The following is a 23,011-nucleotide window of genomic DNA, read 5'->3' on the forward strand; positions in this document are numbered from 1 at the left end:
GCCGCTTTTCCGGTAATGGCCCGCGATTTCTCCTGGATCAGACCCGAACCTTGGGGAATCCACGTCGTTCCCGCCGATTGCTGGATCGACCCGGCGCGCCCCGTGGATCGTGCGCTGGTAACGCATGGCCACGCCGACCATGCCCGCGGCGGCCACGGCGCCACTTTCGCCACGCCCGAAACGCTGGCGATCATGAAAGTGCGCTACGCCACCGAAGAAGGCGCGGTGTCCGTGCCCTACGGCGAACGCATCGCCTTGCCCGGCGGCGTCCACACCACCTGGATACCGGCGGGCCATGTCCTGGGATCGGCGCAGATCCTGCTGGAACACGCGGGCGAACGGATCGTCGTCACCGGCGATTTCAAGCGCCGCCCCGACCCCACCTGCCCGCCGTTCGAGGTCACCCCCTGCGACGTCCTCATCACCGAGGCGACGTTCGGCCTGCCCGTCTTCCGCCACCCCCCGGTTGAGGAGGAGGTCGCCAAGCTGCTCTCAGCGCTTGCCGCCAACCCGGAGCGCTGCGTGCTGGTGGGCGCCTATGCGCTGGGCAAGGCGCAGCGGCTGATCGCCGAACTGCGCCGCGCCGGGCACACCGACACGATCTGGCTGCACGGCGCGATGGAGCGGATGTGCCGCCTCTACGAAGAACTGGGGGTGGACCTCGGCGACCTGCGGCTGGTGGCCGATGCCGCGAAGGACGAACTGGCAGGCGCGATCATCGTCGCCCCGCCCTCTGCGCTCAACGACCGCTGGAGCCGCCGCCTGCCCGATCCGATCACCGCGATGGCATCCGGCTGGATGCGCGTGCGCCAGCGGGCGCGCCAGCGCATGGTGGAACTGCCGTTGGTGATCTCCGACCATGCCGACTGGGACGAACTGACCCAGACCGTGATCGACGTGAATCCGGCGGAGACATGGATCACCCATGGCCGGGAGGAAGCCATGCTGCGCTGGTGCCAGCTGAACCAGCGCAAGGCCCGCGCGCTGGCGCTGGTGGGATACGAGGACGAGGATGACTGACCGCCCCCGTCCTCGGCCCCGCCCCCACGACTGGATCGAGCATTAGATGGAGGAGTTCGCCGCCCTTCTCGATGCGCTGGTCTATACCCGCAGCCGCAATGCCAAGCTCAAGCTGCTGGCGGACTACCTGCGCGACACGCCCGACCCCGACCGCGGCTGGGCGCTGGCTGCGCTGACCGACGGGCTGGACTTTCCGGCGGTGAAAAGCTCCACCATCCGCAACCTGCTGACCGAGCGGATCGACCCGGTGCTGTGGACGCTCAGCCGCGAATACGTGGGCGATTCCGCCGAAACCGCCAGCCTGCTCTGGCCCGAACCGCCCGAAGCGCCCTCTCCCCCCACGGTTTCGGAAGCGGTCGATGCCCTTTCCCGCATGACGCGCGCGAACGTGATGGCGGACCTGCCCCGGCTGCTCGACCGGCTCGATGCCAACGGGCGCTATGCCCTGCTGAAGCTGGCGACGGGTGCGATGCGCATCGGCATCTCGGCGCGGCTGGCCAAGACCGCCTTCGCGCAGGCCTTCGACGTGGCGGTGGAGGACGTGGAGGAGCACTGGCACGGCCAGAGCGCCCCCTACGCCCCGCTGTTCGACTGGGCCGCGCACGGGGCCGAGCCCCCCAATTCCGAAGACCTGCCGCTGTTCCGCCCCTTCATGCTGGCCCACGGGCTGGAGGATGCCGAGGTCGATCTGGCCAACTATGCCGCCGAGTGGAAATGGGACGGCATCCGCGTGCAGGTCGTGCGCGCAAAGGGCGAAGCCGGCACGGGCGAGACGCGGGTCTATTCCCGCTCCGGCGACGACATTTCCGCCACATTCCCCGAAATCGCGCAGGCGCTGGACATCGACGCGGTGCTGGACGGTGAACTGCTGGTGCGCGGGTCGCATCAGGGCGGCGAAACCGGCGGCGCGGCCAGCTTCAACGCCCTGCAGCAGCGGCTGGGCCGCAAGGCCGTGTCGAAGAAGATGCGCGAGGAATACCCCGCCTTCGTGCGCCTTTACGACGTGCTGATCCTGGAGGGACGCGAACTTCGCGCCCTTCCGTGGGAAGAGCGGCGCAAGGCGCTGGAGGCCCTGCTGCCGCGGCTGGACCCGGCGCATTTCGATATTTCCACCGTGATCCCCGCCGCCGACTTCGCCGATCTGGCCGCCATCCGCGACCGCGCCCGCGATGACGCGATCGAAGGGGTGATGCTAAAGCGGCGCGACAGTCCCTATGTCGCCGGGCGCAAGACGGGGCTGTGGTACAAGTGGAAGCGTGATCCGCTGCTGATCGACTGCGTGCTGATGTATGCTCAGCGCGGTTCGGGCAAGCGCAGCTCGTTCTATTCCGACTACACCTTCGGCTGCTGGGACGGCGATCCCGATGCAGGCGCGGAACTGCTGCCGGTGGGCAAGGCCTACTTCGGGTTCACCGACGAGGAACTGAAGTGGCTGGACCGCCATGTCCGCAACCACACCGTCAACCGCTTTGGCCCCGTGCGCGAGACGGACAAGTCGCTGGTGTTCGAGGTGGCGTTCGATTCCGTCCACGCCAGCAAGCGGCACAAGTCCGGCGTTGCCATGCGCTTCCCCCGCATCAGCCGCATCCGCGCCGACAAGCCCGCGCACGAAGCCGACCAACTGGACACGCTGCGCAAGCTTATTCGGGATTGACGCGGAACTGCTTCTCGCGCGATGTCGCGCCGCGCAGCAGCTGCACCTGCGACGACGGAAGGCCCAGCGCGCGGGCCAGCAGTTCGCGGACGGCGTCGTTGGCCTTGCCGTCCTCGGGCTTTGCGCGAACCTTGATGCAGACCCGGCCCTGTTCGACCTCCATCGTCTCCACGCGGGCGCCGGGAGTGACGCGCACGGCGATGCGCCCTTCACCGTCCACCAGCGCGCGCAACACGTCCCTCTCCGGCAGGGCCGCCCGCACCCGTGCCATCAGTCTGCCAGGCCCAGCGCCTCTGCATGGCGGCGCCCGTTCAGGACGTAGCCATGCACGCCCGCGCGGTTGGCGGCCACTGCCGCATCGTCCAGATCGCGCAGGTACTTTGCCGGGCGGCCCATCCACAGCTGGCGTGCGCCGATGCGCTTGCCGGTCAGCTGCGCGCCTGCCGCCAGCATGCCGTCCGCCTCGATGTACGACCCGTCCATGACGATGGCGCCCAGCCCCACGAAAGCCCCGTCTTCCAGCGTGCAGCCGTGGACCATCGCCATGTGGCCGATCAGCACGCCCTCGCCGATGATCGTGGCGTAGCCTTCGGGGCGGTGCGGCTTGGGGCTGTCGCAATGGACGACGCTGCCGTCCTGGACGTTACTGCGCGCGCCGATGACGACGCGGTTGACGTCGGCGCGGATCACGCAGTTGTACCAGATGCTGACGTCCTGCCCGATCTCCACGTCGCCGATGATGCGGCAGCCGGGGGCGATGAAGGCGCTGGAATGGATGCGCGGGGCCTTGCCGTGGAAGGCGGCGATGGTGATGTCGGTTCGCGTTGCGGTCATGGGTTCCCCGTCAGCCTGCTCCAGCGAACATAGGGCAGGATGGAGGCGTGATCGTCCGTCCAGGGTTCCGCCTTACGTTCGTCCAGCCCCATCCATGGGCGCTCGGGTCGCGCCCTGGCAAGGGCGTCCAGCACTCCCGTGTCCGCCGACAGCGCGATCCAGCGCGAGGGGGTATAGCGCACCTCGTCGCTGGGCAGGTCCAGCCGCGAGATCGCGCGCAGCCCTGTTGCCCGTGCGTTGGCGCCGACCACCGGGCCAAGGTCGATGTAGCGGTTGGAGATGTGCAGCATCAGCAGCCCGCGCGGGGTCAGCGCGCGGCGATAGACCTGCAGCGCCTCCGTCGTCAGCAGGTGCATGGGGATCGCGTCGGACGAGAACGCATCTATCACCAGCACGTCGAAGGTGCGGGGCCGCACCCTGGCCAGTTCCAGCCTGGCATCGCCGATCACCACCCGCGCCTGCGGAGCGCAATCGCGCAGGAAGGTAAAGTGGCCCTCGGTGGAAAAGCGCAGCACCACCGGGTCGATCTCGAAGAAGGTCCATGACTGGCCCGGCCGGGCGGCGCAGGCGAGCGATCCGGTGCCCAGCCCGACCACGCCCACCCGCGCGTGCCGGCCCTCTATCGACGGCGCCGCTGCCAGTGCCAGCGCCACGCCTGAACCGGGGCCGTAATACGTCAGCGCATCGCGTGCATCTGCCGGGTTCAGCGATTGCATCCCATGCAGCGTCGTTCCGTGCGCCAGCGAGCGGAAACGACCGTCCGATCCATCGCGCAGGGTATAGATGCCGAAGTAGCTGCGCGTCCGCTCTCCCGCTGCGGTCGCGCGGATCGTGGCCCAGCCCCCCTGCCCGATCATGGAGATCAGCAATACCGCGAAGAACGCCCAGCGCCAGCCCATCACCACGATGCCGATGCCGACGATGAAGACGTCCAGCAGCAGCGTGAAAAGGCCCTGTTCCGGGTCGAGCGCGGTGTCGGACAGCAGCCAGCCGAGGAACATCGCGAAGCCCACCGCCACTATCAGCGCGACGCGGGCCATGCCGGGTTCCATCCCCTCGCCCTCGTTCCAGCGCAGCAGCGGTTGCAGCGGCATGAGCAGCGCGGCGGCCAGCACCAGCAACGGATGCTCCCACGCCCAGTCGAACACCAGCGGCGCAACCAGTGCGGTGAAGACCCCGCCCAGCGCCCCGCCCGCCGACATGACGAGGTAAAAGCGCGTCAGCTGCCCTTCTGCCGGGCGCAGGTCATAGAGGCGCGCGTGCAGCGTGGTGGCGATGCACAGCAGCAGCAGGCACGAACCGCCCACCGCCCACAGCGTGCCCGAACCGTTCGACAGCATGGCCGAACTGCCCAGAAACAGCACTGCCACCGGCGCAACCCGGCTCACCGCGATGGCAGCCCAGCGGCGGTCGGCGAAGGCGACGACGAAGCTGAGGAGGTAGAGCCCCAGCGGGATCACCCACAGCAGCGGCATCGCGAAGATGTCGGTGGTGAGGTGCGTCGTCGTCGACAGCATCAGGCCCGACGGCACCGCCGCCAGCAGCAGCCATAGCACGATGGTGCGCGGGGCGATGTGCTCCGCCGTGCCCTCTTGCGCCGCCGGGGGCGGGGCATTGCGGCGGCTCCATCCAGCCAGCGCGACAAGCAGCACCAGCACCGCGAAGCCGCCCGACCACGCGAGGCTCTGCGCCCGCACGCTCAGCAGTGGCTCTGCCAGCAGCGGATAGGCGATCAACCCGGCAAAGCTGCCAAGGTTGGATGCGGCGTAGAGCGCCCACGGCGCCCCTGCCCCCGGTGCGGCGGCGAACCAGCGTTGCATCAGCGGGGCCTGCGCCGAGACCACGAAGAACACCGGCCCGATGCTGGCGCCCAGCAGCAGCGGCACCCATGCGGCTTCAGGCAGGCCGGGCATATGCGGCAGCGCGATCAGCCCCACCGGCAGGGTCGTCGCGGCCACCAGCAGCAGGATGATGTGCGTCATCGCCTGCCGCCGCACGGTCAGCCGGCCCAGCCAGTGGGCGTAGGCGTATCCCGCTAGCAGCAGCGCCTGATAGACCAGCATCGCGCTGTTCCACACGTTCGGCGCGCCGCCCAGCCGGGGCAGCGCCATGCGTGCGACCATCGGCTGGACCAGAAACAGCAGGAAGCTGCCGACAAGGATCGTGGCGACGAACAGCCCGCGCCGTGCGGGGGTGGCGCCGGGGATGGGATTTGCGTCTGCGGTCTGCATCATGCGCGCGGTGTTGCTCCCAGTTGCAGGGCAACAGGTACGGGCTGGCGGCGGCGAAGGATACCCTTCACGGCCGCCCGGCGCAGATCAGGCCCGCCCGCGCCACGCCTCTGCGGTGATCGCGTGGACGATGGTGTCGCCCACCGGCGGCGTGAAGCGCGGATCGACGAACGCCAATTCGTCGCGCCGGACCATGCCCAGCCGCAGCATCAGGCCCCAGCTGGCGGTGTTTTCGATATTGGTGAGCGCAAAGATTTCCCGCGCGCCGAAGCGATCGAACCCGGCGTCGAGCGAGGCGGCGGCGGCTTCCTTCGCATAGCCCTGCCCCCACGCATCCTCGCGCAGGCGCCAGCCGATCTCCATCTCGCCGGAAAAGCCTGCGCCCGGCGCGTCGATCACCTTGAGGCCGCAGAAGCCCAGCATCGCGCCGTCGGCCTTGCGTTCCACCACCCAGAACGTGTGGCCCAGCCGCTGCTGGAAACCCGCCACGCGCTCTCCGAACAGCGCCACTCTGGCATCGTCCATCACCCCGCCAAGGTGGCGCATGACGGCGGGCGTGTTGGTGACGGCGGCGAAACGCGCAAGGTCGCCGTCGCGCCAGTCGCGCAGGATCAGACGTTCGGTTTCGATCTCAGTCACCGGACGGGGCACGCAGCAGCCGTGCGGCGTGGGCGGCGTGGTACGTCAGCACGCCCGATGCACCCGCGCGCTTGAACGCGGTCAGGGTTTCCAGGACCATCGTGTCGCGGTCCGCCGCGCCGGCTGCCACCGCATGTTCGATCATCGCGTATTCGCCCGACACCTGATAGGCGAACACCGGCACCTCGAACGTGTCCTTCACCCGGCGGATGATGTCGAGGTAGGGCAGGCCCGGCTTGACCATCACGGTGTCGGCGCCTTCGGCCAGGTCCATCTCGACTTCGCGCAGCGCTTCCTCGCTGTTGCCATAGTCCATCTGGTAGGTCTTCTTGTCGCCTTTCAGCAGCCCGCGCGAGCCGACCGCGTCGCGGAACGGGCCATAGAACGCCGAGGCGTACTTGGCGGCATAGCTCATGATCTGGACGTTGATGTGGCCCGCGTCCTCCAGCGCGTCGCGGATAGCGGCGATGCGGCCGTCCATCATGTCGGACGGGGCGATGATGTCCGCGCCCGCATTCGCCTGATTGAGCGACTGGCCGACCAGCGCCTCAACCGTCTCGTCGTTGAGGACATAGCCGGCATCGTCGATCAGGCCGTCCTGCCCGTGGCTGGTGTAGGGATCGAGCGCCACGTCGGTCAGCAGGCCGATCCGGTCGCCAAGGTCTGCGCGGATGGCACGGATCGCCCGGCACATCAGGTTGTCCGGGTTGAGCGCTTCGGCTCCGTCCGGGCTGCGGCGGTCGGGCTGGGTGTGCGGAAACAGCGCCAGCACGGGGATGCCCAGCGCCACCGCTTCCTTCGCGCGTTCGACGATGAGGTCTACCGACCAGCGCGACACGCCCGGCAGCGCGGCGATCGGCTGCTCCACGCCTTCTCCGTCGGTGATGAACAGCGGCCAGATGAGGTCCGCCGGGGTCAGTACCGTCTCGCGGTGAAGCGCGCGGCTCCATGCGGTAGCGCGGGTGCGGCGGAGGCGGGTGTGGGGATACGTGCCGGTCATGGCGCGCTGTGTGCCGCAAAACGGGCAGGGGGGCAATCGACCGGGCGTTGCGATTTGCGTGGGGTAAAGTGCGCGAAGCAGGCTTCGACGAACTTACCGCGCCAGCTTGTCGATCTCTCGGGTGGCTTGGGCGGTATCTTCATGCACCGGCTCTATCGATCCCAGCGCTGCGCCCGGCGCCACGCCCAGCAGCGCGTTCAGCCTTGCCTTGAAGGCATCGCGTTCGCGTCCGTCGATCTCGGGCCGCTGGATCACGGCGATGCCGGCGGGGTTGATGGTGCGACCGCCGCGATAGGCCTCGAAATGCAGGTGCGGCCCGGTGGAAAGCCCGGTCGATCCGACATAGCCGATCACCTGCCCGGCCCGGACCTGCGTGCCGCCCCGCACCGCGATCCGGCTCATGTGGCCATAACCGGTGCCCAGCCCGCCGGAATGCTGCAGGCGCACGTAGTTGCCGTGCCCGCCATGCCGTCCGGCGAAACTCACCACCCCGTCCGCCACCGCGTAGATGGGCGATCCATAAGGCGCGCCGAAGTCGATCCCGGCATGCATGCGGACATAGCCCAGGATCGGGTGCCGTCGCCCGCCATAGGGCGATGTGATGCGCGTGCTTGCCACCGGCTGGCCGATGGGCACGGCGCGCGGCTGGCCGATGGCGCTGGCCGCGAACATCTGACCGTCGTTACCCCAGCGCATCAGCTGCAGCTTCGATTTGCCGCCACGCTCCACCCCGGCATAAAGCAGGTCGCCCACTTCGCGCTCGCCTTTGGCGGAACGCTTGTAGGACACGATCATGTCGAACTGGTCGCCCGCGTGCAGGTCGCTGTCGAGGCTGAGATACTTGTCCACTGCCCGGAGATAGGACTGAATGGCCCCCAGCGGCGCTCCGGCGTTGCGGGCAGAGCGATAGAGGCTAGAGCCGACAGTCCCGCGAATGCGCAGCGGCGTGTCATCTACACGGATGGGGTGGCGTACTGCCGTCAGCCCGCCCGCTCCGCGTTCTATCGACAGATCTAGGTCGAAGCGCGCGCGGAACGCCAGCGAATCGAGCATCCGCGCCGCGCCCTGCGCCGGGCGGCGGCCCAGCGTGATGTCGAACTGCGTGCCGGACCCAATCTCTCCGGCAGGGACGACCTGGCCCACCAACTGCGTCACCTGCGCCACGTCGGCGGCGCCAAGGCCCGCGCGCTCCAGCAGGCGGGGCAGGGTGTCGCCGGCGCCCAGCGTAGAGACCAGCTGCAGCGTCGGACGTTCCGGCACCCCGATCAGCGGGCTGACCAGCGGCGTCGCGCCCATGTGCCGGCCGGTGTCTGCGCCCAGCGCAAGCGGCGCGATGGACTGGCTGCGGAACTCGTCGCGCTGTGCAGGGGTCAGCGGCATCGTCGCGGCGGCCTGAACGGCGCTGAAGCCGGGCAGCAGCACCAGCGCGGTGGCGCTCAGCCCCAGCATCGTGGCAAGTCCGCGCAGCCAGGTGCGACTGCCGATGTCGGTAGCCAGATCGGGCGCCAGATCGACGCGCGCGCACCATCCCTCGATAGCAGCGCGCAAGCCGGGGCGAGGTGCGGCGTTCCGTTCGGCGGGGGCAGGGAAGGCGAGGATGACGGGCTCGGAAGCCTTGCGTCCGAATGCGGGAGAAGGCGAGGGAGGGGACAGGGCGGCGGCTGCGGCCATGGCCGCCCGCTGATCGTCTGCCATGTCGGCGCGATCATCGCGATCGCGCTTCAGCGCCCTGAACAAAACGCGCGGTTCCCTTTTTGCAACCCGATGCGGTCCGCGAAGGCGGGCCTTGCGCACTTTCCCTGCCCGAACAAGGTTACGAACATCCTAAGACTGTGGATTTCCCGACCTCTTCGGGATGACCCGAGTCTTGCGGGCGGCGGGTCGCGATGCCACATTCGATGCATAATGGTTCAGCAGCGCAACGGCTCGGCACAAACGGACGCCCCCGGCGCGGTGAAGGCGGTGCTTGGGCCGACCAACACCGGCAAGACCCACCTCGCCATAGAGCGCATGTGCGCGCACTCCAGCGGCATGATCGGTTTCCCGCTGCGGCTGCTGGCGCGCGAGGTTTACGACCGGGTGGTGAAGATCAAGGGCGAGGCCAGCGTCGCCCTCATCACCGGAGAGGAGCGGATCGAGCCGAAGAACGCCCGCTACCTTCTGTGCACGGCAGAAGCGATGCCGGTGACGGAACGCTCGATGGCGTTCGTCGCCATCGACGAGGCGCAGCTGGCCGCCGACCGTGAACGCGGCCACGTCTTCACCGACCGCCTGCTCCATGCGCGCGGGCGGGAGGAGACGATGATCCTGGGTTCCTCCACCGTGGAGCCGCTGGTGCGCTCGCTCGTGCCCCAGGCGGAGATCGTCACCCGCCCGCGCTTCTCCACCCTGACCCATGCCGGCGCGAAGAAGCTCAGCCGGGTGCCGCCGCGTAGCGCCATCGTCGCCTTCTCGGCAGAGCAGGTCTACGCCATCGCGGAAATGCTGCGCCGGTTCCGCGGCGGGGCGGCAGTGGTGATGGGCGCACTCAGCCCGCAGACACGCAATGCGCAGGTGGCGCTCTATCAGTCGGGCGAGGTCGATTACCTCGTTGCCACCGACGCCATCGGCATGGGTCTCAACCTCGATGTGGAGCATGTCGCCTTCGCCGGGCTGTCCAAGTACGACGGGCGCCGCCATCGCCGCCTGACGCCGTCCGAAATGGCGCAGATCGCCGGGCGGGCAGGGCGTCACCAGAAGGACGGCAGCTTCGGCACCCTGACAGGCACGGGCGGACACGATTCCGAGTTCGAGGCCGAGGAGGTCTTCGCGATCGAGGAGCACCGCTTCGCGCCGCTGACCAAGCTGTTCTGGCGCGAACCCGAGCCGCGCTTCGACAGTCTGGCCACCCTCATCGCCGACCTTGAAACGCCGCCGCTGCGCCCCGAACTTGCCCCGGCACCCGAAGCCATCGACCTTGCCGTGCTCAAGCGGCTGGCGGATGAGGGACCGGTGGCCGACACGGTGCGGGGCACAGGGCAGGTGTGCCGCTTCTGGGAGGTTTGCCGCCTGCCGGATTTCCGCCAGCAGGGCGCCGAAACGCATTCCCGCTTCGTCGCGCGGTTGTGGCAGGATCTGCGCAGCGGTGAACTGGGCGCGGATTATGTCGCGGCGCAGATCGCCCAGCTGGATCGCACCGGCGGCGACATCGACACGCTGCAGGGGCGCATCGCCGCGATCCGGTCCTGGGCCTACATCGCCCAACGGCCCGACTGGGTGCTGGCGCGGGACGAGATGGCGGCCCGCGCCCGCTCGGTGGAGGCGCGGCTGTCCGATGCCCTGCACGGCAAGCTGACGGAACGGTTCATCAACCGCCGCACCGCCGTCCTGATGAAGAAGCTGGGCACCGACGCCGGGCTGCTCTCGGTCCGGCTGGAGGACGAGGAAGTGCTGGTCGAGGGCGAGCACATCGGTTCCCTGCGCGGCTTCACCTTCCAGGTCGATCCCGGCGCGCGGCTGTCCGACCGCAAGCTGCTGCTGGCGGCGGCGGAAAGGCACTTGTCGACCTTGCTGGCGACGCGGGCCGACGCGCTGGTAGAGGCGATTCACGCCGGCACCGCGCAGATTGCGCTGAACGACGGCGCGCTGCAGTGGGAAGGACAGAAGCTGGCGGCGCTGTCGCCGGGTCGCTCGCTGCTGACGCCGGTGATGATACCCGATCGTACGCTGGACACGGTGCCCGACGCGTCGCGCCGCGCACTCGTGGCGGCGCTGGAGGCATGGCTGGATACGGCGCTGAAGCCGCTTGCCCCGCTGGCGAAGCTGGACGAGGCAAGCCGCGCAACCGATGCTGGGCCGGACCTGCGCGCGCTGCTGATCACGCTGGTGGAACGCGGCGGCATGACCGCGCGCGATGGGTCGGGAATCGACCGGCTCGACAAGGCGCGGCGCACGATGCTGGCGCGGCTGGGGGTGAGGGTGGGCGCGCTCGACCTGTTCGTGCCCGCGATGCTGCGCACGCCGGTCATCGCGCTGTGGAGGCAACTGGCGCAGGTTTCGGGGAAAGGGCAGGGGGGCGTTCCGGCAGCGGATATGCCGCCGGTGCTGGCTGCCGGGCATCACCGTCCGCCGCCCGGCTATCGCGCACTCGGCAAGCAGTTGCTGCGGATCGACATGGCGGAAAAGCTGCTGCGCGAAGGCCACGATGCGCGGGCGTCGGAAAAGCGCGGCAGCTTCACGCTCGATCCCGCGCGGGCGGTGTCGATGGGGCTGACGACGGCCAGCTATGCGCGCCTGCTGCGGCTGGGCGGCTTCCAGCCCGTGATGCCCCGACCGCTGGCGGAAGGCGCGCACGGTCCGCTTGCCCCGGTGCGCTGGCGCTGGCGTCCGCCGCGCCGTCAGGCGGAAGCGCAGCCGGCCTTGCCGGTCAGGCGCGATGGGGCCTTTGCGGCGCTGGCCGACATGGTGCGATAGGGAGGCGGGATGCGGATCGACAAGCTGCTGTGGTTCCTGCGTCTGGCCAAGACCCGGCCGATCGCGCAACACCTGGCCGAAGAAGGCCACATGCGCCTTAACGGACGACGGATCGACCGCGCGCATCAGAAGGTCGCGGCGGGCGATGTGCTGACGATTTCGATAGCTGGCAGTGTCCGGGTGATAGAAGTCCTATCCTTGCCGGACAGGCGCGGACCCTATAGCGAAGCGGTCGGTTGCTACAGAGTGCTTGACGGCAGGCCCGTCGATCCCATAGCTGCGCCCGAATCGAACGACGCCTGAAGGAAGGATTACAGCACTCATGACGTATGTCGTCACCGACGCCTGCATCAGGTGCAAGTACACCGACTGCGTGGAAGTGTGCCCCGTGGACTGCTTCTACGAAGGCGAGAACATGCTGGTCATCAACCCCAGCGAGTGCATCGACTGCGGCGTGTGCGAACCGGAATGCCCGGCAGAAGCGATCCTGCCGGACACCGAAAGCGGTCTGGAGCAGTGGATGGAACTGAACGCCAAGTATTCGGCGGAATGGCCCAACCTCACCACGCGCAAGGACGCGCCGGACGATGCCGACGCCATGAAGGCGGAAGAAGGCAAGTTCGAGAAGTATTTCTCGCCGGAACCCGGCGAGGGCGACTGATCGGGCAGGGCGGGAAATAGCTCCTGCCCCGCTGATCGAAACTGCACCGATTGCGCCCCTGCGCAACCGGATCATGAGGCGCGAAACGGAAACGTTTTCGCGCCTCTGGATTTTTTGCCCCATTGCTGCTATATAACCGTGCAACTGCCCGGGCCTTCTGCCCGTTCGGCAGGCATTTGCATTGCGAGGCAGGGTTCGAAAGCAAACGGTTGGGAGAGTGATCTGACCGGGCGTGGAGGCGATTCGCCTCCTTGTCGCATGCCCGTGCATCTCCCGATTCGCAGACCAACGGGAACCCTGCAGGTGAAAGGACGATACATGGCAACCAGGGCCGATGCCTTCGATGTTGGAGATTACGTCGTATACCCTAAGCACGGCGTGGGTCGTGTCATCGAGCTGCAGAAGCAGGAAATTGCCGGGATGCAGCTCGAACTCTACGTACTGCGGTTCGAAAAAGAGCGCATGACCCTGCGCGTTCCCGTCAACAAGGTCGAATCGATCGGCATGCGCAAGCTGTCTTCGGACAAAACTCTGCGTGAAGCGCTCGATACTCTCAAGGGCAAGCCAAAGGTTAAGCGGACCATGTGGTCGCGCCGCGCTCAGGAGTACGAAGCCAAGATCAACTCGGGCGACCTCGTGTCGATCGCCGAAGTGACGCGCGACCTTTTCCGCGCCGACGATCAGCCGGAGCAGAGCTATTCCGAACGCCAGATCTTCGAGGCGGCGTCCTCACGTCTGGCCCGCGAACTGGCGGCGATGGAAAAGACTGACGAGCAGGCTGCACTCAAGAAGATCCTCGCGATCCTCAACGAGCATGCTCCCAAGTATTACGATACCGCTGAAACCGTCTGACGCGCGTTTCACGTGAAACCATGAAGGCCGCTCCCAAAAGGGGCGGCCTTTGTCGTTGGTGGCCTGATGGCTGATGCCGGGCAGAGTTTACGCTGAAACGCCACGGCAGGGCATTGCGTCGTCACAGCGGGCGTGGGAAGCTGCCGGCATGAAGCGTTTGATCGTTCCTGTCGCCGCGCTGGTCGCGCTCCCCATGCTTTCGGGCTGCGTACGCACCGCCGCCAGCATCGTCACGGCTCCCGTTCGGGTAGCAGGCAAGGCGGTGGACTGGACGACCACCAGCCAGTCCGAAGCCGACGAAAAGCGCGGGCGTGCCTTGCGCAAGCGCGACGAGCAACTGGGCAAGCTCAACCGCAGCTACCAGAAGAACACGCGCGATTGCCAGAACGGGTCAAACGCCGCGTGCGAGCGCGCGCATGACGATTACGCCGCGATGCAGGACTTGCGCGACCGGTCAATCTGACGACCACCAAACCCAGGCAGGTCAGTGCACCGGCGGGTCGACCGGCGGCACTGTTGCCACTGGCGCCACGGGTTCGCCCGGCTCACGCGGGGGCAGAGCGTTCTCGGGTACCCGGTCGATCTGCATCGCCGGGGTTGGCACCTGTTCCAGATTGCGCGCGGTCACCGTCACGCGGTCGCCTTCGATCACGATCTCGTTGAAGCTGGGCGGGGTGGAACGGATGCGCTTTGACAGCGTGCCCGCCCCAATCATCCGCAGCGGGCCGGCGGCCGTTTCGGCGGTGATGTCGAACGGGTCATGCACATGGCCGGACAGCACGCCCATGACCTTGCGGCCCGCCAGCACTTCCATGGTGCGCGTGCCGTTGATCGTCAGCAGCTTGCCGTCGGCCCGCCGCTCCGTAAGCGGATGATGGCAGGCGACGAGCACACGGGTGCCTTCGGGCAGTTCGTCGATCGCCGCCAGCGTCTGCTTCAGCGCGTGATCGGTGACCCAGCCATTGGACCAGGGAAAGCGCTGCCATTGTGCGCGCGTGGTCGTGCGCAGCGGCACGATGGCCAGGTTCGGCAGGTCCAACTGCGTCTCCACCATCTTCTCGATGGCCTTGAACCGCTTGTACGGGTCGAAAAAGCGCTGGTAGAGATTGAAGTACGGGATGTCGTGGTTGCCGACCTCGACCGTCACCGGCACGTCCAGCGCGGTGATCCATTCACAGGCGGCGCGAAATTCCGGATGACGGGCACGCATCGTCAGATCGCCGGTGATGGCGACGGCATGCGGCTTCTCGCGTTCTATGCACTCCACCGCCCAGGCCAGCGCGCGGGTGTCCTCCAGGCCGAAATGGATGTCGCTGAGGTGGAACAGCCGCAGCGGACCATTGTGCATAGAGGCCGTCCTGCCGTGCATTATCCGTCAAGCTCCTTCGTCGTCACCAGGTTCACCTCGCAGGGGCCCAGTTCGAATTCTTCCTCGGTCGCGCCGTCGAACGGCTCGCCATCGATGAGAAGCCCCATCGGTTCACCCGTGGGGCAGACCAGACGCAGCTTCGGGTGACGGCCCAGTTCATCGTGCGGGCCATCGCGAAAGTTCCGGTTGAGCAGGGCAATGCCTTGCCCGGCATAGTCCGCCAGCGATTCGGCATAATAGCCGTTCGCTCGCAAACCATCGTCCTTGGGAACCACCGTGATCGCGGCATAGCCTTCCTCGCGCCCGCAGTCGACCTCTGCGCAGGTCACCTTGGGCCCGGCGGCCGACTGGGCGATGGCTTCGCGCGTGGACGCCACGAAATCGATGACGTTCATCGCCCGCATCGCTTCGCGCACCTCGTTCCACACCGTACCCGGACCCGCCAGCGCCCCGGTCAGCCCCACGCCGTGGCGGCTGCGGATGACGTTGGGGCGGACCGTGCGAAGCGGAGCGTCAGGCGACAGCCGGGCCACGATCTCCGGCGCGGGCAGGTCGCCGTGCATGCGTTTGGCCAGCAGGTTCATGGTGCCGCCCGGCAGCACGAGCACGGCGCCATGCCAGCCCCAGGCCTCCATCACCACCGAGTGCGTGGTGCCATCGCCGCCGAACACCGCCACGGTGTCGACTTGCGCCTCGTCCAGATCGGCAGGTTTCGGAGCCGGATCGTCGGGAAAACGCAGTACCCGGTCGAGGTTCAGCCGCGCCTTCCCGAAGGCGGCGATCAGTTCCTCCACCGCCGCCTCGTTGTTGCTGCCGCTGGCCGCATTGCAGACGAGCCAGATCCTGCCGGGCGGAGTCTCTTCAGGGGTGTTCGCTGTCATGCGCCCTCAATCGTTCGGCGGGGGTGGAGGTTCCCGCAGGGTTTGCCCTCACGCGCCTTGAAGTTCAGGCGCGGAGTGATCCAGCAAATCCTATGGACGGATTCGATAGCGTCGGCAGGGTACTCGGATCGATTCGTTCGCCGTTGATCCGGGCCGCGTCATGATCTTGCATGTCGTTCGTCGATTACAAATGTCGTTGGTCCTGACACCCGGACGTTCGTCGGAGCGGTTCGGGCGGCAATCGACCTTCGGATGATCGGCAGGGAGCAATGGGGCACATGACACTCATCGAGCCGAACGGAGACTTTCTTCCCCAAGGCTCACACCATGAGGAGGAAATACCATGATCAACAAGTTCGCCCCCAAGTTCGCTTTCGCCGCTGCCGCTCTGTGCACCGTCGGCCTGTTTTCCGCCCCGGCGGCATTTGCCGCTGCGAACAAGACCGTCGAAGTCCACTACAAGGATCTCGATCTGGCCACCATCGCCGGGCAGGACGCTCTGCAGGGTCGCCTCAAGGCCGCTGCACGCAATGTCTGCCGCACGAACCATGGCACGACCGGCACCATCATCCAGTCGTCGATCGACACCAAGTGCTACAAGAAGGCTCTGGCCGATGTGCGCGACCACGTCGCCACCGCCATCGACAAGGCTGACGACACCCGCCTCGGCGGCTGATGCCCAACCCCATTCATCCAGGTCCCATAAGAAAAAACCCGGAAAAGAAACTTGGGCGTGACTGGCTTCCCCGGAAGCCTGCCACGCCCATTTTCTTGTCCACGTACCGGACGCCGCTCCGCCGGGGAGAAGGCGTCCGTGTTCGCATCTCAGTCGTCGGCGTTTGTGTCCGCCTGGGGGCCGGGCTTGCGAGCCTTTTTCACCGGCGCTTTCCTGGCTTTCGCCACCTTGGGCGCCGACGGGGTCAGTTCGAAGTTCAGCGCATTCTCCTTGACCGAGACATGCACCTCGCCGCCGTGCGCCAGCTTGCCGAACAGCAGTTCCTCGGCCAGCGGCTGCTTTACCTTTTCCTGGATCACGCGGCCCATCGGACGGGCGCCGTAGAGCTTGTCGTAACCCTTGTCGCCCAGCCAGCCACGCGCATCCGAATCGAACTGGATGTGCACGTTCTGGTCGGCCAGCTGCAGTTCCAGCTGGAGGATGAACTTGTCGACGACGCGGCTGATGGTGTCCTTGGCAAGGTAGGCGAAGGGCACAATCGCATCCAGGCGGTTGCGGAATTCCGGCGTGAACATCTGCTTCACCGCCTCGTCCCCGGCATCCGCCTTTGACGTATCGCCGAAACCGATGCCCTGCTTGGCCATGTCCGACGCACCCGCATTGGTGGTCATGATGAGCACCACGTTGCGGAAATCGACGGTCTTGCCGTGGTGATCCGTCAGGCGGCCGTTGTCCATCACCTGCAGCAGGATGTTGAACAGGTCGGGGTGCGCCTTCTCGATCTCGTCCAGTAGCAGCACGCAGTGCGGGTTCTGGTCGATCGCGTCGGTCAGCAGGCCGCCCTGATCGAAGCCAACATAGCCCGGAGGCGCACCGATCAGGCGGCTGACCGAGTGACGTTCCATGTATTCGGACATGTCGAACCGCTTCAGTTCGATGCCCATGATGCTGGCAAGCTGGCGGGCGACTTCGGTCTTGCCGACGCCCGTGGGGCCGGAGAACAGGAACGAGCCGATCGGCTTGTCCGGATCGCGCAGACCCGCGCGGCTCAGCTTCATCGCCGTGGAAAGCACGCCGATGGCCTTGTCCTGCCCGAACACCACGCGTTTCAGATCGCGTTCGAGGTTTTCCAGCGCCTTCTTGTCGTCGGAGCTGACGGACTTGGGCGGGATGCGGGCCATCGTCGCGATGACCTGCTCGATCTCGCGCGCGGTGATGGTCTTCTTGCGGCGACTGGGCGGCAGCAGCATCTGCATCGCGCCCACTTCGTCGATCACGTCGATCGCCTTGTCGGGCAGCTTGCGGTCGTTGATGTAGCGGGCCGACAGCTCGACGGCGGTCTTGATCGCGTCAGGCGTATACTTGACCCGGTGGTGATCCTCGAACGCGGTGCGCAGGCCCTTGAGGATCTTGATCGTGTCCTCGACCGTCGGCTCGTTCACGTCGATCTTCTGGAACCGGCGCAGCAGAGCGCGGTCCTTCTCGAAGTGGTTGCGGAATTCCTTGTACGTGGTCGAACCGATGCAGCGGATCGTGCCGCCCGACAGCGCGGGCTTGAGCAGGTTCGATGCATCCATCGCCCCACCGCTGGTGGCGCCGGCGCCGATCACGGTGTGGATCTCGTCGATGAACAGGACCGCGTGCGGCATCTTCTCCAGCTCTGAAACGACCTGCTTCAGGCGTTCCTCGAAATCGCCGCGATAGCGGGTGCCCGCCAGCAGGCTGCCCATGTCGAGCGAGTAAATGACCGCTTCGGCCAGCACTTCGGGCACTTCGCCCTCGACGATCTTGCGGGCAAGACCCTCGGCGATGGCGGTTTTGCCGACGCCGGGATCGCCCACGTAGAGCGGGTTGTTCTTCGACCGGCGGCACAGGATCTGGATCGTGCGGTCCACTTCGGGGCCGCGACCGATCAGCGGATCGACCTTGCCGTTCAGCGCCTTCTCGTTGAGGTTGACGGTGAACTGGTCGAGGGCCGAATCCTTCTTGTTGGCGGCTGCCTTGGCTTCCGCCTTGTCCTCAGGCGTGGGGGTGGCTTCGTCGGACGAACCCTTGGGGCTGCGATCCTCGATACGCTTGCCGCCCTTGCCGATGCCGTGGCTGATGTAGCTGACGGCATCGAGGCGGCTCATGTCCTGCTGCTGCAGGAAGTAGACTGCATACGAATCGCGCTCGGAGAACAGCGCCACCAGCACGTTGGCGCCGGTTACGGTATCCTTGCCCGACGACTGCACGTGCAGGATCGCGCGCTGGATCACGCGCTGGAAACCGGCGGTGGGGGCGGGATCGCCCTTCTCCTCGGTCTTGAGCGACTGGTATTCCTGGTCGAGGTACTGACGCACCACGTCGCCAAGATCGCCCAGATCCACGCCGCAAGCCTGCATGACCTGCGCCGCGTCGGTGTCGTCGATCAGCGCGAGCAGCAGGTGCTCGAGCGTCGCGTACTCGTGGCTCCGCTCAGACGCGTGAGACAGAGCCGAGTGCAGGGTCTTTTCAAGGCTTTGGGCGAAACTAGGCATTTAGGCGACCTTCATTGTGAGGGGCGGCTCTCCCGGGAAGTGATTGGCCCGCAGGGGAGATTGGCGGGGCAAGCGTTACGATACCGATATAGGGACGTTCAGGAGCGTTGCGAGGGGGCCTGCCGGATGGTGCCGAAAGGCATCCAGGCAAAGCTGCGGCCCTCAAGATGATCGCGGCCTGAACAGCGCATCCGCCGCAAGACGGTGAGCGGACGATGCATTTCGATGGGCGCGGACGCGCGCGATCTCCGTTTCCAGAAGCGCAACCCGCGCGTCCAGGTCGTCCAGCGAATACCGTTCCAGGTTTTCACCGGCGAGGAGGCTGGCGGCTCCGAAGTCGCCCTCGGATGACCGCCGCAGAGGTCGGTCGTCTTCGTCCATTGCGATGCAACATCGGTTCGGAACGGGACACTGTCAATGGGCCGAAAGTGTGTTCCCCAGACATATGCTCCTGTGGCACAGGCAAGCTCATGTTAGCTGACCTTCCTGTCACCATGACCGCCGTGGGCTACGATGCGCCCGGCGGACCCGACGTTCTGCGGCCAGAGGCCGTGGCAGTGCCCCGGCCCGGCCCCGGCGAAGTGCTGGTCAAGGTCGCCTTCGCGGGGGTGAACCGCCCCGATGTTGTGCAGCGCACGGGCAACTATCCGCCGCCGCCGGGTGCTTCGCCGATACCGGGGCTCGAGATTTCCGGCACCGTCGCCGCACTGGGCGAAGGCGTCAGCGATTTCGTTCCCGGCCAGCAGGTCTGTGCGCTGGTTACCGGCGGCGGTTATGCGCAGTATTGCCTTGCCAAGGCCGGGCACTGCCTGCCGGTGCCCGAAGACCTGCCGCTGGACGAAGCGGCGGCGCTGCCTGAAACGCTGTTCACCGTGTGGCACAACGTGTTCGAACGCGGCTTTGCGCGGGAAGGCGAATGGCTGCTCGTCCACGGCGGCACCAGCGGTATCGGCACGATGGCCGCGATGCTGGGGCGCCATTTCGGGCTGACGGTGATCGTCACCTGCGGCTCACCCGAGAAGTGCGAAGCGGCGCTCAGGATCGGGGCGCATCATGCCATCGATTACAAGGCCAGCGATTTCGTGGAGGAAGTCGCCCGCATAACCGATGGGCGCGGCGTCGACGTGGTGCTGGACATGGTGGCGGGTAGCTATGTCGCACGGAACCTGAAGTGCCTGGCACCCGATGGCCGCCACGTCACCATCGCGGTGCAGGGCGGGACGAAGGCAGAGATCAACATGGCCGTGGTCATGAGCCGACGCTACACGCTGACTGGCTCCACCCTGCGGCCGCGCACTGACGCATTCAAGGCGCTGGTCGCGCAGGAAATTCTCGACTGCGCCTGGCCACTGGTGGAGGAGGGACTGCTGCGCCCGGTGATGGACACCCGCTTCCCGCTGGCGCAGGCCGCAGCCGCCCACGCCCGCATGGAAGCCGGCGACCACGTCGGAAAGATCGTGCTGGAAGCCTGATTCGCGTTCCACGTGGAACGTCGCACGAACGTGTCCGACGGGCCGACGCAATTTTCGGCCCCTTTTGCTTGCCCAATCGGCAAAAATTCCCTAAATCGACCCGGTGAGGCCGCTCCGCGAAGGGGCGGCCCTTATTGTTTCCGCCGGAGATAGAGACATGAGCCAGCCCACTCCGCTGATGCCGCACGCGACCGCTTCCTGGCTGGTCGACGTCACCTCGCTGACTTTCGAGCAGATCGCAGAATTCTGCGGCCTGCACATGCTCGAAGTCCAGGCCATGGCCGACGATCTGGCATCCAGCAAGTATACCGGCCGCGACCCCGTTCGCTCGGGCGAGCTGACGATGGAAGAGATCGAGAAGGGGCAGGCCAACCCTGACTACCGCCTGCGCATGCACAAGGTGCCTGTAACCGCAAGCCGTACCAAGGGCCCGCGTTACACCCCGGTGTCCAAGCGTCAGGACAAGCCGGACGGCATCGCGTGGATCCTGCGCAACCACCCCGAAGTTTCGGACGCGCAGATCGGCAAGCTGATCGGCACCACCCGCAACACCATCGCGGCGATTCGCGATCGGTCGCATTGGAACATCGCCAACATCACGCCCAAGGATCCGGTTACGCTGGGCCTGTGCTCGCAGCGCGAACTGGACGCCCTTGTCGCCAAGGCCGCCAAGAAGGCGGGCATCCAGGACACCGGCGAAGGTGACGAGCGTCTGGTCGATGATCGCCAGGCCCTGATCGACGAACTGCGCGCAGAGCGTCAGGCGCAGGCACAGGCCGCGTCGGAAGCGGCACAGGAAGCCGAAGTCGCCGCCTGGCTCGAAGCCAAGCGCGCCGCCGAAGCCGCCGAGGCACGCGGCGAGTAACATCGCGCGAAGGTGAATCGAAAAGGGGACATGGGAGCCGATCCCATGTCCCCTTTTTCGTATCGGGTTTTCGTGCCCAGCGTCGTCCCGGATCAGATCAGGGACGACGTATTCAGCCTACTCTGCCGCTTCGGAAAGTTCCGGCTTGATCTCCACCGGGGCCGACGCGGGAAGCCGGGCGATCGCGGGCGGCATTTGTCCGCCGGCGGGGCTCAGGCGCCCTTCCAGACGTGCACCCTGTTCGATGGTCAGTGTGTCGTAGGACACGTCGCCTTCGATCCGCGCGGTCTTGAGGATCACGACTTCCTTTGCGGACACCGACCCCCGGACCAGCCCGGCGATCCGTGCGGACTGCGCCGTAATCGCACCGGCGATGTCGCTGCCTTCACCCTGGACGAGAGCGTTGCAGGATATGTCGCCGTTGACGCTGCCATCGACGTGCAGATCCGCGCTGGCGGAAATGTCGCCGGTGATGACGGTGTCCCCGCCCAGCATCGAAAAGCTCGAACTGTTGATGCTCGCGCGCGAGCTTATGAAGGCCTTGGCCATGTCAGTGGTTCTCCTCCTGGCCCCCTGTTGCACCCTTGTTGGCCCCCTGAAGACGTTGCGCCGCTTCGAGGAACGGGCGCGGATTGACCGGACGGTCGTTCACGCGGACCTCGAAGTGGAGATGCGGACCGGTGGACCGGCCGGTGCTGCCCATGGCACCGATCAGCGCGCCGGCATCGATTTCCTGACCCACGCGGGTGCGGAAACCGGAAAGGTGGCCGTACCGGGTCATCAACCCGTTGCCATGCGTCACCTCGATGCAGTTGCCATAGCCGGTCTTCTGCCCGACGAACGTGACGCGGCCCTTGGCGGCGGCGTAGATCGGCGATCCCATCGGACCCGGAAAATCGAGGCCGGCATGGAACGCGGCGCCGCCGGTGAACGGATCGGACCGATAGCCGTAGCTGGAAGAGACATAGGCGACATGCGCCGGGCTGACCTGCGGGATCGACGCAAGGCCGCGTTCCAGCGCGTCCATGCGGGCAAGGCTGCGGCCCATCTTCATGAAGCGCGGATCGACGCTGCCGTTGGCCGCGGTCGCCAGCTTCACCAAAGGACCACCTTCCGCCATCCGCGCGCGGGACAGCATCGCATCGGGATTGAGGCCCAGCTTGCGGATCGACTCCGTGGCGGCACTCGAACGCTGGTCGGCATAACGGGTTAGCCGGTCGACCAGCGCCAGCTGCTTCGCCTCGATGTCGGCCAAGGTGCCGGCGGCGGGCACAGCCACGCTGACTTTCCGGGTAGTGGCAGCGGTCTCGGCAGTGGGCTGTGCGGCCTCCGGCTCCTCGGGAACTTCCTGGATATGCGCATCGACGACTTGCGTGATGAACTGCTGGCGGCGCTCAAGATCAGCCATGGTGGCGTCAACATCGCTGCGGTACTTCGCCACACGGCTTTCTGCCTTGGCGACACTGGCGGCGCGCGCGGCAAGGGCAGCGCTGTCGCTGCCGGCGGATGCCTGCGACAGGGCAAGCGCCCCCACAGAGGCGGCCCAGGTTCCAAACAGACCGCAAACCGCCCCCACGGCGATCTTCTGTGCGCGCGATGAAACGCGGATGAAACGGACCTGTCCCTGCGACCGCATGATGAACTCACGGTCAGGGAACGCAGTCCTGAGACGCTGCAACAGCGCCCCGGCTGACTTGGAAGGCAAAACGACCCCGCTTGAAATCTGTGTCTCAGTCCCGGTCGGCGCAGCTAGCAGCCGCAGGTTACCAAAGCGAATCGACTGGGCGCGATCCCCTGCGGAATCGGGGCGAGTCGATGACCATGCGCGGCGAACGGAGAAACCATGCGAAAACCTATAAAACAAAGCCAGCGAATCGATTGCATTC

At 66.7% G+C, this 23,011-nt stretch carries 22 protein-coding genes; 10 read left to right on the forward strand and 12 right to left on the reverse strand.

What is annotated here, in order from left to right:
• Window positions 1-15 precede the first annotated feature (15 nt).
• Window positions 16-1,020 carry a ligase-associated DNA damage response exonuclease gene (locus GGR40_RS09105; RefSeq protein WP_429275899.1) on the forward strand — a complete coding sequence of 335 codons (1,005 nt, stop codon included), beginning with the start codon at window positions 16-18 and terminating at the stop codon, window positions 1,018-1,020.
• Window positions 1,021-1,066: 46 nt separating this feature from the next.
• Entirely contained in the window at window positions 1,067-2,674 is a 1,608-nt protein-coding gene (locus tag GGR40_RS09110) for a cisplatin damage response ATP-dependent DNA ligase (protein WP_429275900.1), read from the forward strand.
• On the opposite strand, the gene GGR40_RS09115 is transcribed toward GGR40_RS09110, so the two are convergent.
• The 6 genes from GGR40_RS09115 to GGR40_RS09140 form a co-directional block, all read right to left on the reverse strand.
• Window positions 2,661-2,945 (reverse strand): DUF167 domain-containing protein, encoded by a 285-nt coding sequence (locus GGR40_RS09115; protein WP_429275901.1) that lies wholly within the window; start codon window positions 2,943-2,945, stop codon window positions 2,661-2,663. The two genes, GGR40_RS09110 and GGR40_RS09115, sit on opposite strands and share 14 nt — an antisense overlap.
• Window positions 2,945-3,508, reverse strand: a complete 564-nt coding sequence (locus GGR40_RS09120; protein WP_429275902.1) for a gamma carbonic anhydrase family protein — start codon at window positions 3,506-3,508, stop codon at window positions 2,945-2,947. The genes GGR40_RS09115 and GGR40_RS09120 overlap by 1 nt, the downstream gene beginning before the upstream one ends.
• Window positions 3,505-5,742 (reverse strand): spermidine synthase, encoded by a 2,238-nt coding sequence (locus tag GGR40_RS09125; protein ID WP_429275903.1) that lies wholly within the window; start codon window positions 5,740-5,742, stop codon window positions 3,505-3,507. The genes GGR40_RS09120 and GGR40_RS09125 overlap by 4 nt, the downstream gene beginning before the upstream one ends.
• 84 nt (window positions 5,743-5,826) lie before the next feature.
• Entirely contained in the window at window positions 5,827-6,378 is a 552-nt protein-coding gene (locus GGR40_RS09130; protein WP_429275904.1) for a GNAT family N-acetyltransferase, read from the reverse strand.
• Entirely contained in the window at window positions 6,371-7,378 is a 1,008-nt protein-coding gene (gene hemB / locus GGR40_RS09135) for a porphobilinogen synthase (RefSeq protein WP_429275905.1), read from the reverse strand. The genes GGR40_RS09130 and hemB overlap by 8 nt, the downstream gene beginning before the upstream one ends.
• 93 nt (window positions 7,379-7,471) lie before the next feature.
• Window positions 7,472-9,073 carry a M23 family metallopeptidase gene (locus tag GGR40_RS09140; protein WP_429275906.1) on the reverse strand — a complete coding sequence of 534 codons (1,602 nt, stop codon included), beginning with the start codon at window positions 9,071-9,073 and terminating at the stop codon, window positions 7,472-7,474.
• A gap of 210 nt (window positions 9,074-9,283) precedes the next feature.
• Between GGR40_RS09140 and GGR40_RS09145 the strand changes: the two genes are divergently transcribed.
• The 5 genes from GGR40_RS09145 to GGR40_RS09165 all read left to right on the forward strand — a co-directional run bounded on the left by GGR40_RS09145 (window position 9,284) and on the right by GGR40_RS09165 (window position 13,806).
• Window positions 9,284-11,830 (forward strand): helicase-related protein, encoded by a 2,547-nt coding sequence (locus GGR40_RS09145; RefSeq protein ID WP_429275907.1) that lies wholly within the window; start codon window positions 9,284-9,286, stop codon window positions 11,828-11,830.
• Between the two features lie 9 nt (window positions 11,831-11,839).
• Window positions 11,840-12,133 carry an RNA-binding S4 domain-containing protein gene (locus GGR40_RS09150; protein ID WP_429275908.1) on the forward strand — a complete coding sequence of 98 codons (294 nt, stop codon included), beginning with the start codon at window positions 11,840-11,842 and terminating at the stop codon, window positions 12,131-12,133.
• A gap of 19 nt (window positions 12,134-12,152) precedes the next feature.
• Window positions 12,153-12,491, forward strand: a complete 339-nt coding sequence (fdxA, locus tag GGR40_RS09155; RefSeq protein WP_429275909.1) for a ferredoxin FdxA — start codon at window positions 12,153-12,155, stop codon at window positions 12,489-12,491.
• Window positions 12,492-12,809: 318 nt separating this feature from the next.
• Window positions 12,810-13,343 carry a CarD family transcriptional regulator gene (locus GGR40_RS09160; RefSeq protein ID WP_429275910.1) on the forward strand — a complete coding sequence of 178 codons (534 nt, stop codon included), beginning with the start codon at window positions 12,810-12,812 and terminating at the stop codon, window positions 13,341-13,343.
• A gap of 148 nt (window positions 13,344-13,491) precedes the next feature.
• Window positions 13,492-13,806, forward strand: a complete 315-nt coding sequence (locus GGR40_RS09165) for a hypothetical protein (protein ID WP_429275911.1) — start codon at window positions 13,492-13,494, stop codon at window positions 13,804-13,806.
• A gap of 21 nt (window positions 13,807-13,827) precedes the next feature.
• Here the strand turns inward: GGR40_RS09165 and GGR40_RS09170 are convergent, their stop codons facing one another.
• Both GGR40_RS09170 and GGR40_RS09175 read right to left on the reverse strand, forming a co-directional pair.
• Window positions 13,828-14,712: a metallophosphoesterase family protein gene (locus tag GGR40_RS09170; RefSeq protein ID WP_429275912.1), complete on the reverse strand. Its 885-nt coding sequence runs from the start codon at window positions 14,710-14,712 to the stop codon at window positions 13,828-13,830.
• On the reverse strand, window positions 14,712-15,593 hold the full coding sequence (locus tag GGR40_RS09175) for a diacylglycerol kinase family protein (protein ID WP_429275913.1): 882 nt from the start codon (window positions 15,591-15,593) through the stop codon (window positions 14,712-14,714). Before GGR40_RS09175 ends, GGR40_RS09170 begins: the two co-directional genes overlap by 1 nt.
• Before the next feature lie 343 nt (window positions 15,594-15,936).
• On the opposite strand from GGR40_RS09175, the gene GGR40_RS09180 reads away from it, so the two are divergent.
• Window positions 15,937-16,269: a UrcA family protein gene (locus GGR40_RS09180; RefSeq protein ID WP_429275914.1), complete on the forward strand. Its 333-nt coding sequence runs from the start codon at window positions 15,937-15,939 to the stop codon at window positions 16,267-16,269.
• Window positions 16,270-16,418: 149 nt separating this feature from the next.
• Here the strand turns inward: GGR40_RS09180 and clpA are convergent, their stop codons facing one another.
• Both clpA and GGR40_RS09190 read right to left on the reverse strand, forming a co-directional pair.
• Entirely contained in the window at window positions 16,419-18,788 is a 2,370-nt protein-coding gene (gene clpA / locus GGR40_RS09185) for an ATP-dependent Clp protease ATP-binding subunit ClpA (RefSeq protein ID WP_429275915.1), read from the reverse strand.
• A 162-nt stretch (window positions 18,789-18,950) separates the two neighbouring features.
• Window positions 18,951-19,169: a DUF1192 domain-containing protein gene (locus tag GGR40_RS09190; protein WP_429275916.1), complete on the reverse strand. Its 219-nt coding sequence runs from the start codon at window positions 19,167-19,169 to the stop codon at window positions 18,951-18,953.
• Between the two features lie 89 nt (window positions 19,170-19,258).
• Here GGR40_RS09190 and GGR40_RS09195 point away from each other — a divergent pair, with 89 nt between their 5' ends.
• Window positions 19,259-20,260, forward strand: a complete 1,002-nt coding sequence (locus GGR40_RS09195) for an NAD(P)H-quinone oxidoreductase (RefSeq protein ID WP_429275917.1) — start codon at window positions 19,259-19,261, stop codon at window positions 20,258-20,260.
• A gap of 157 nt (window positions 20,261-20,417) precedes the next feature.
• On the forward strand, window positions 20,418-21,125 hold the full coding sequence (locus tag GGR40_RS09200) for a DUF1013 domain-containing protein (protein ID WP_429275918.1): 708 nt from the start codon (window positions 20,418-20,420) through the stop codon (window positions 21,123-21,125).
• A gap of 117 nt (window positions 21,126-21,242) precedes the next feature.
• Here GGR40_RS09200 and GGR40_RS09205 read toward each other — a convergent pair whose 3' ends face one another.
• Window positions 21,243-21,674, reverse strand: a complete 432-nt coding sequence (locus GGR40_RS09205; RefSeq protein WP_429275919.1) for a bactofilin family protein — start codon at window positions 21,672-21,674, stop codon at window positions 21,243-21,245.
• Window position 21,675: 1 nt separating this feature from the next.
• On the reverse strand, window positions 21,676-22,830 hold the full coding sequence (locus GGR40_RS09210; protein WP_429275920.1) for a M23 family metallopeptidase: 1,155 nt from the start codon (window positions 22,828-22,830) through the stop codon (window positions 21,676-21,678).
• Window positions 22,831-23,011: the final 181 nt, after the last annotated feature.

The organism is Novosphingobium gossypii, from assembly GCF_050433305.1.
In the GTDB taxonomy this organism is placed as follows: domain Bacteria; phylum Pseudomonadota; class Alphaproteobacteria; order Sphingomonadales; family Sphingomonadaceae; genus Novosphingobium; species Novosphingobium gossypii.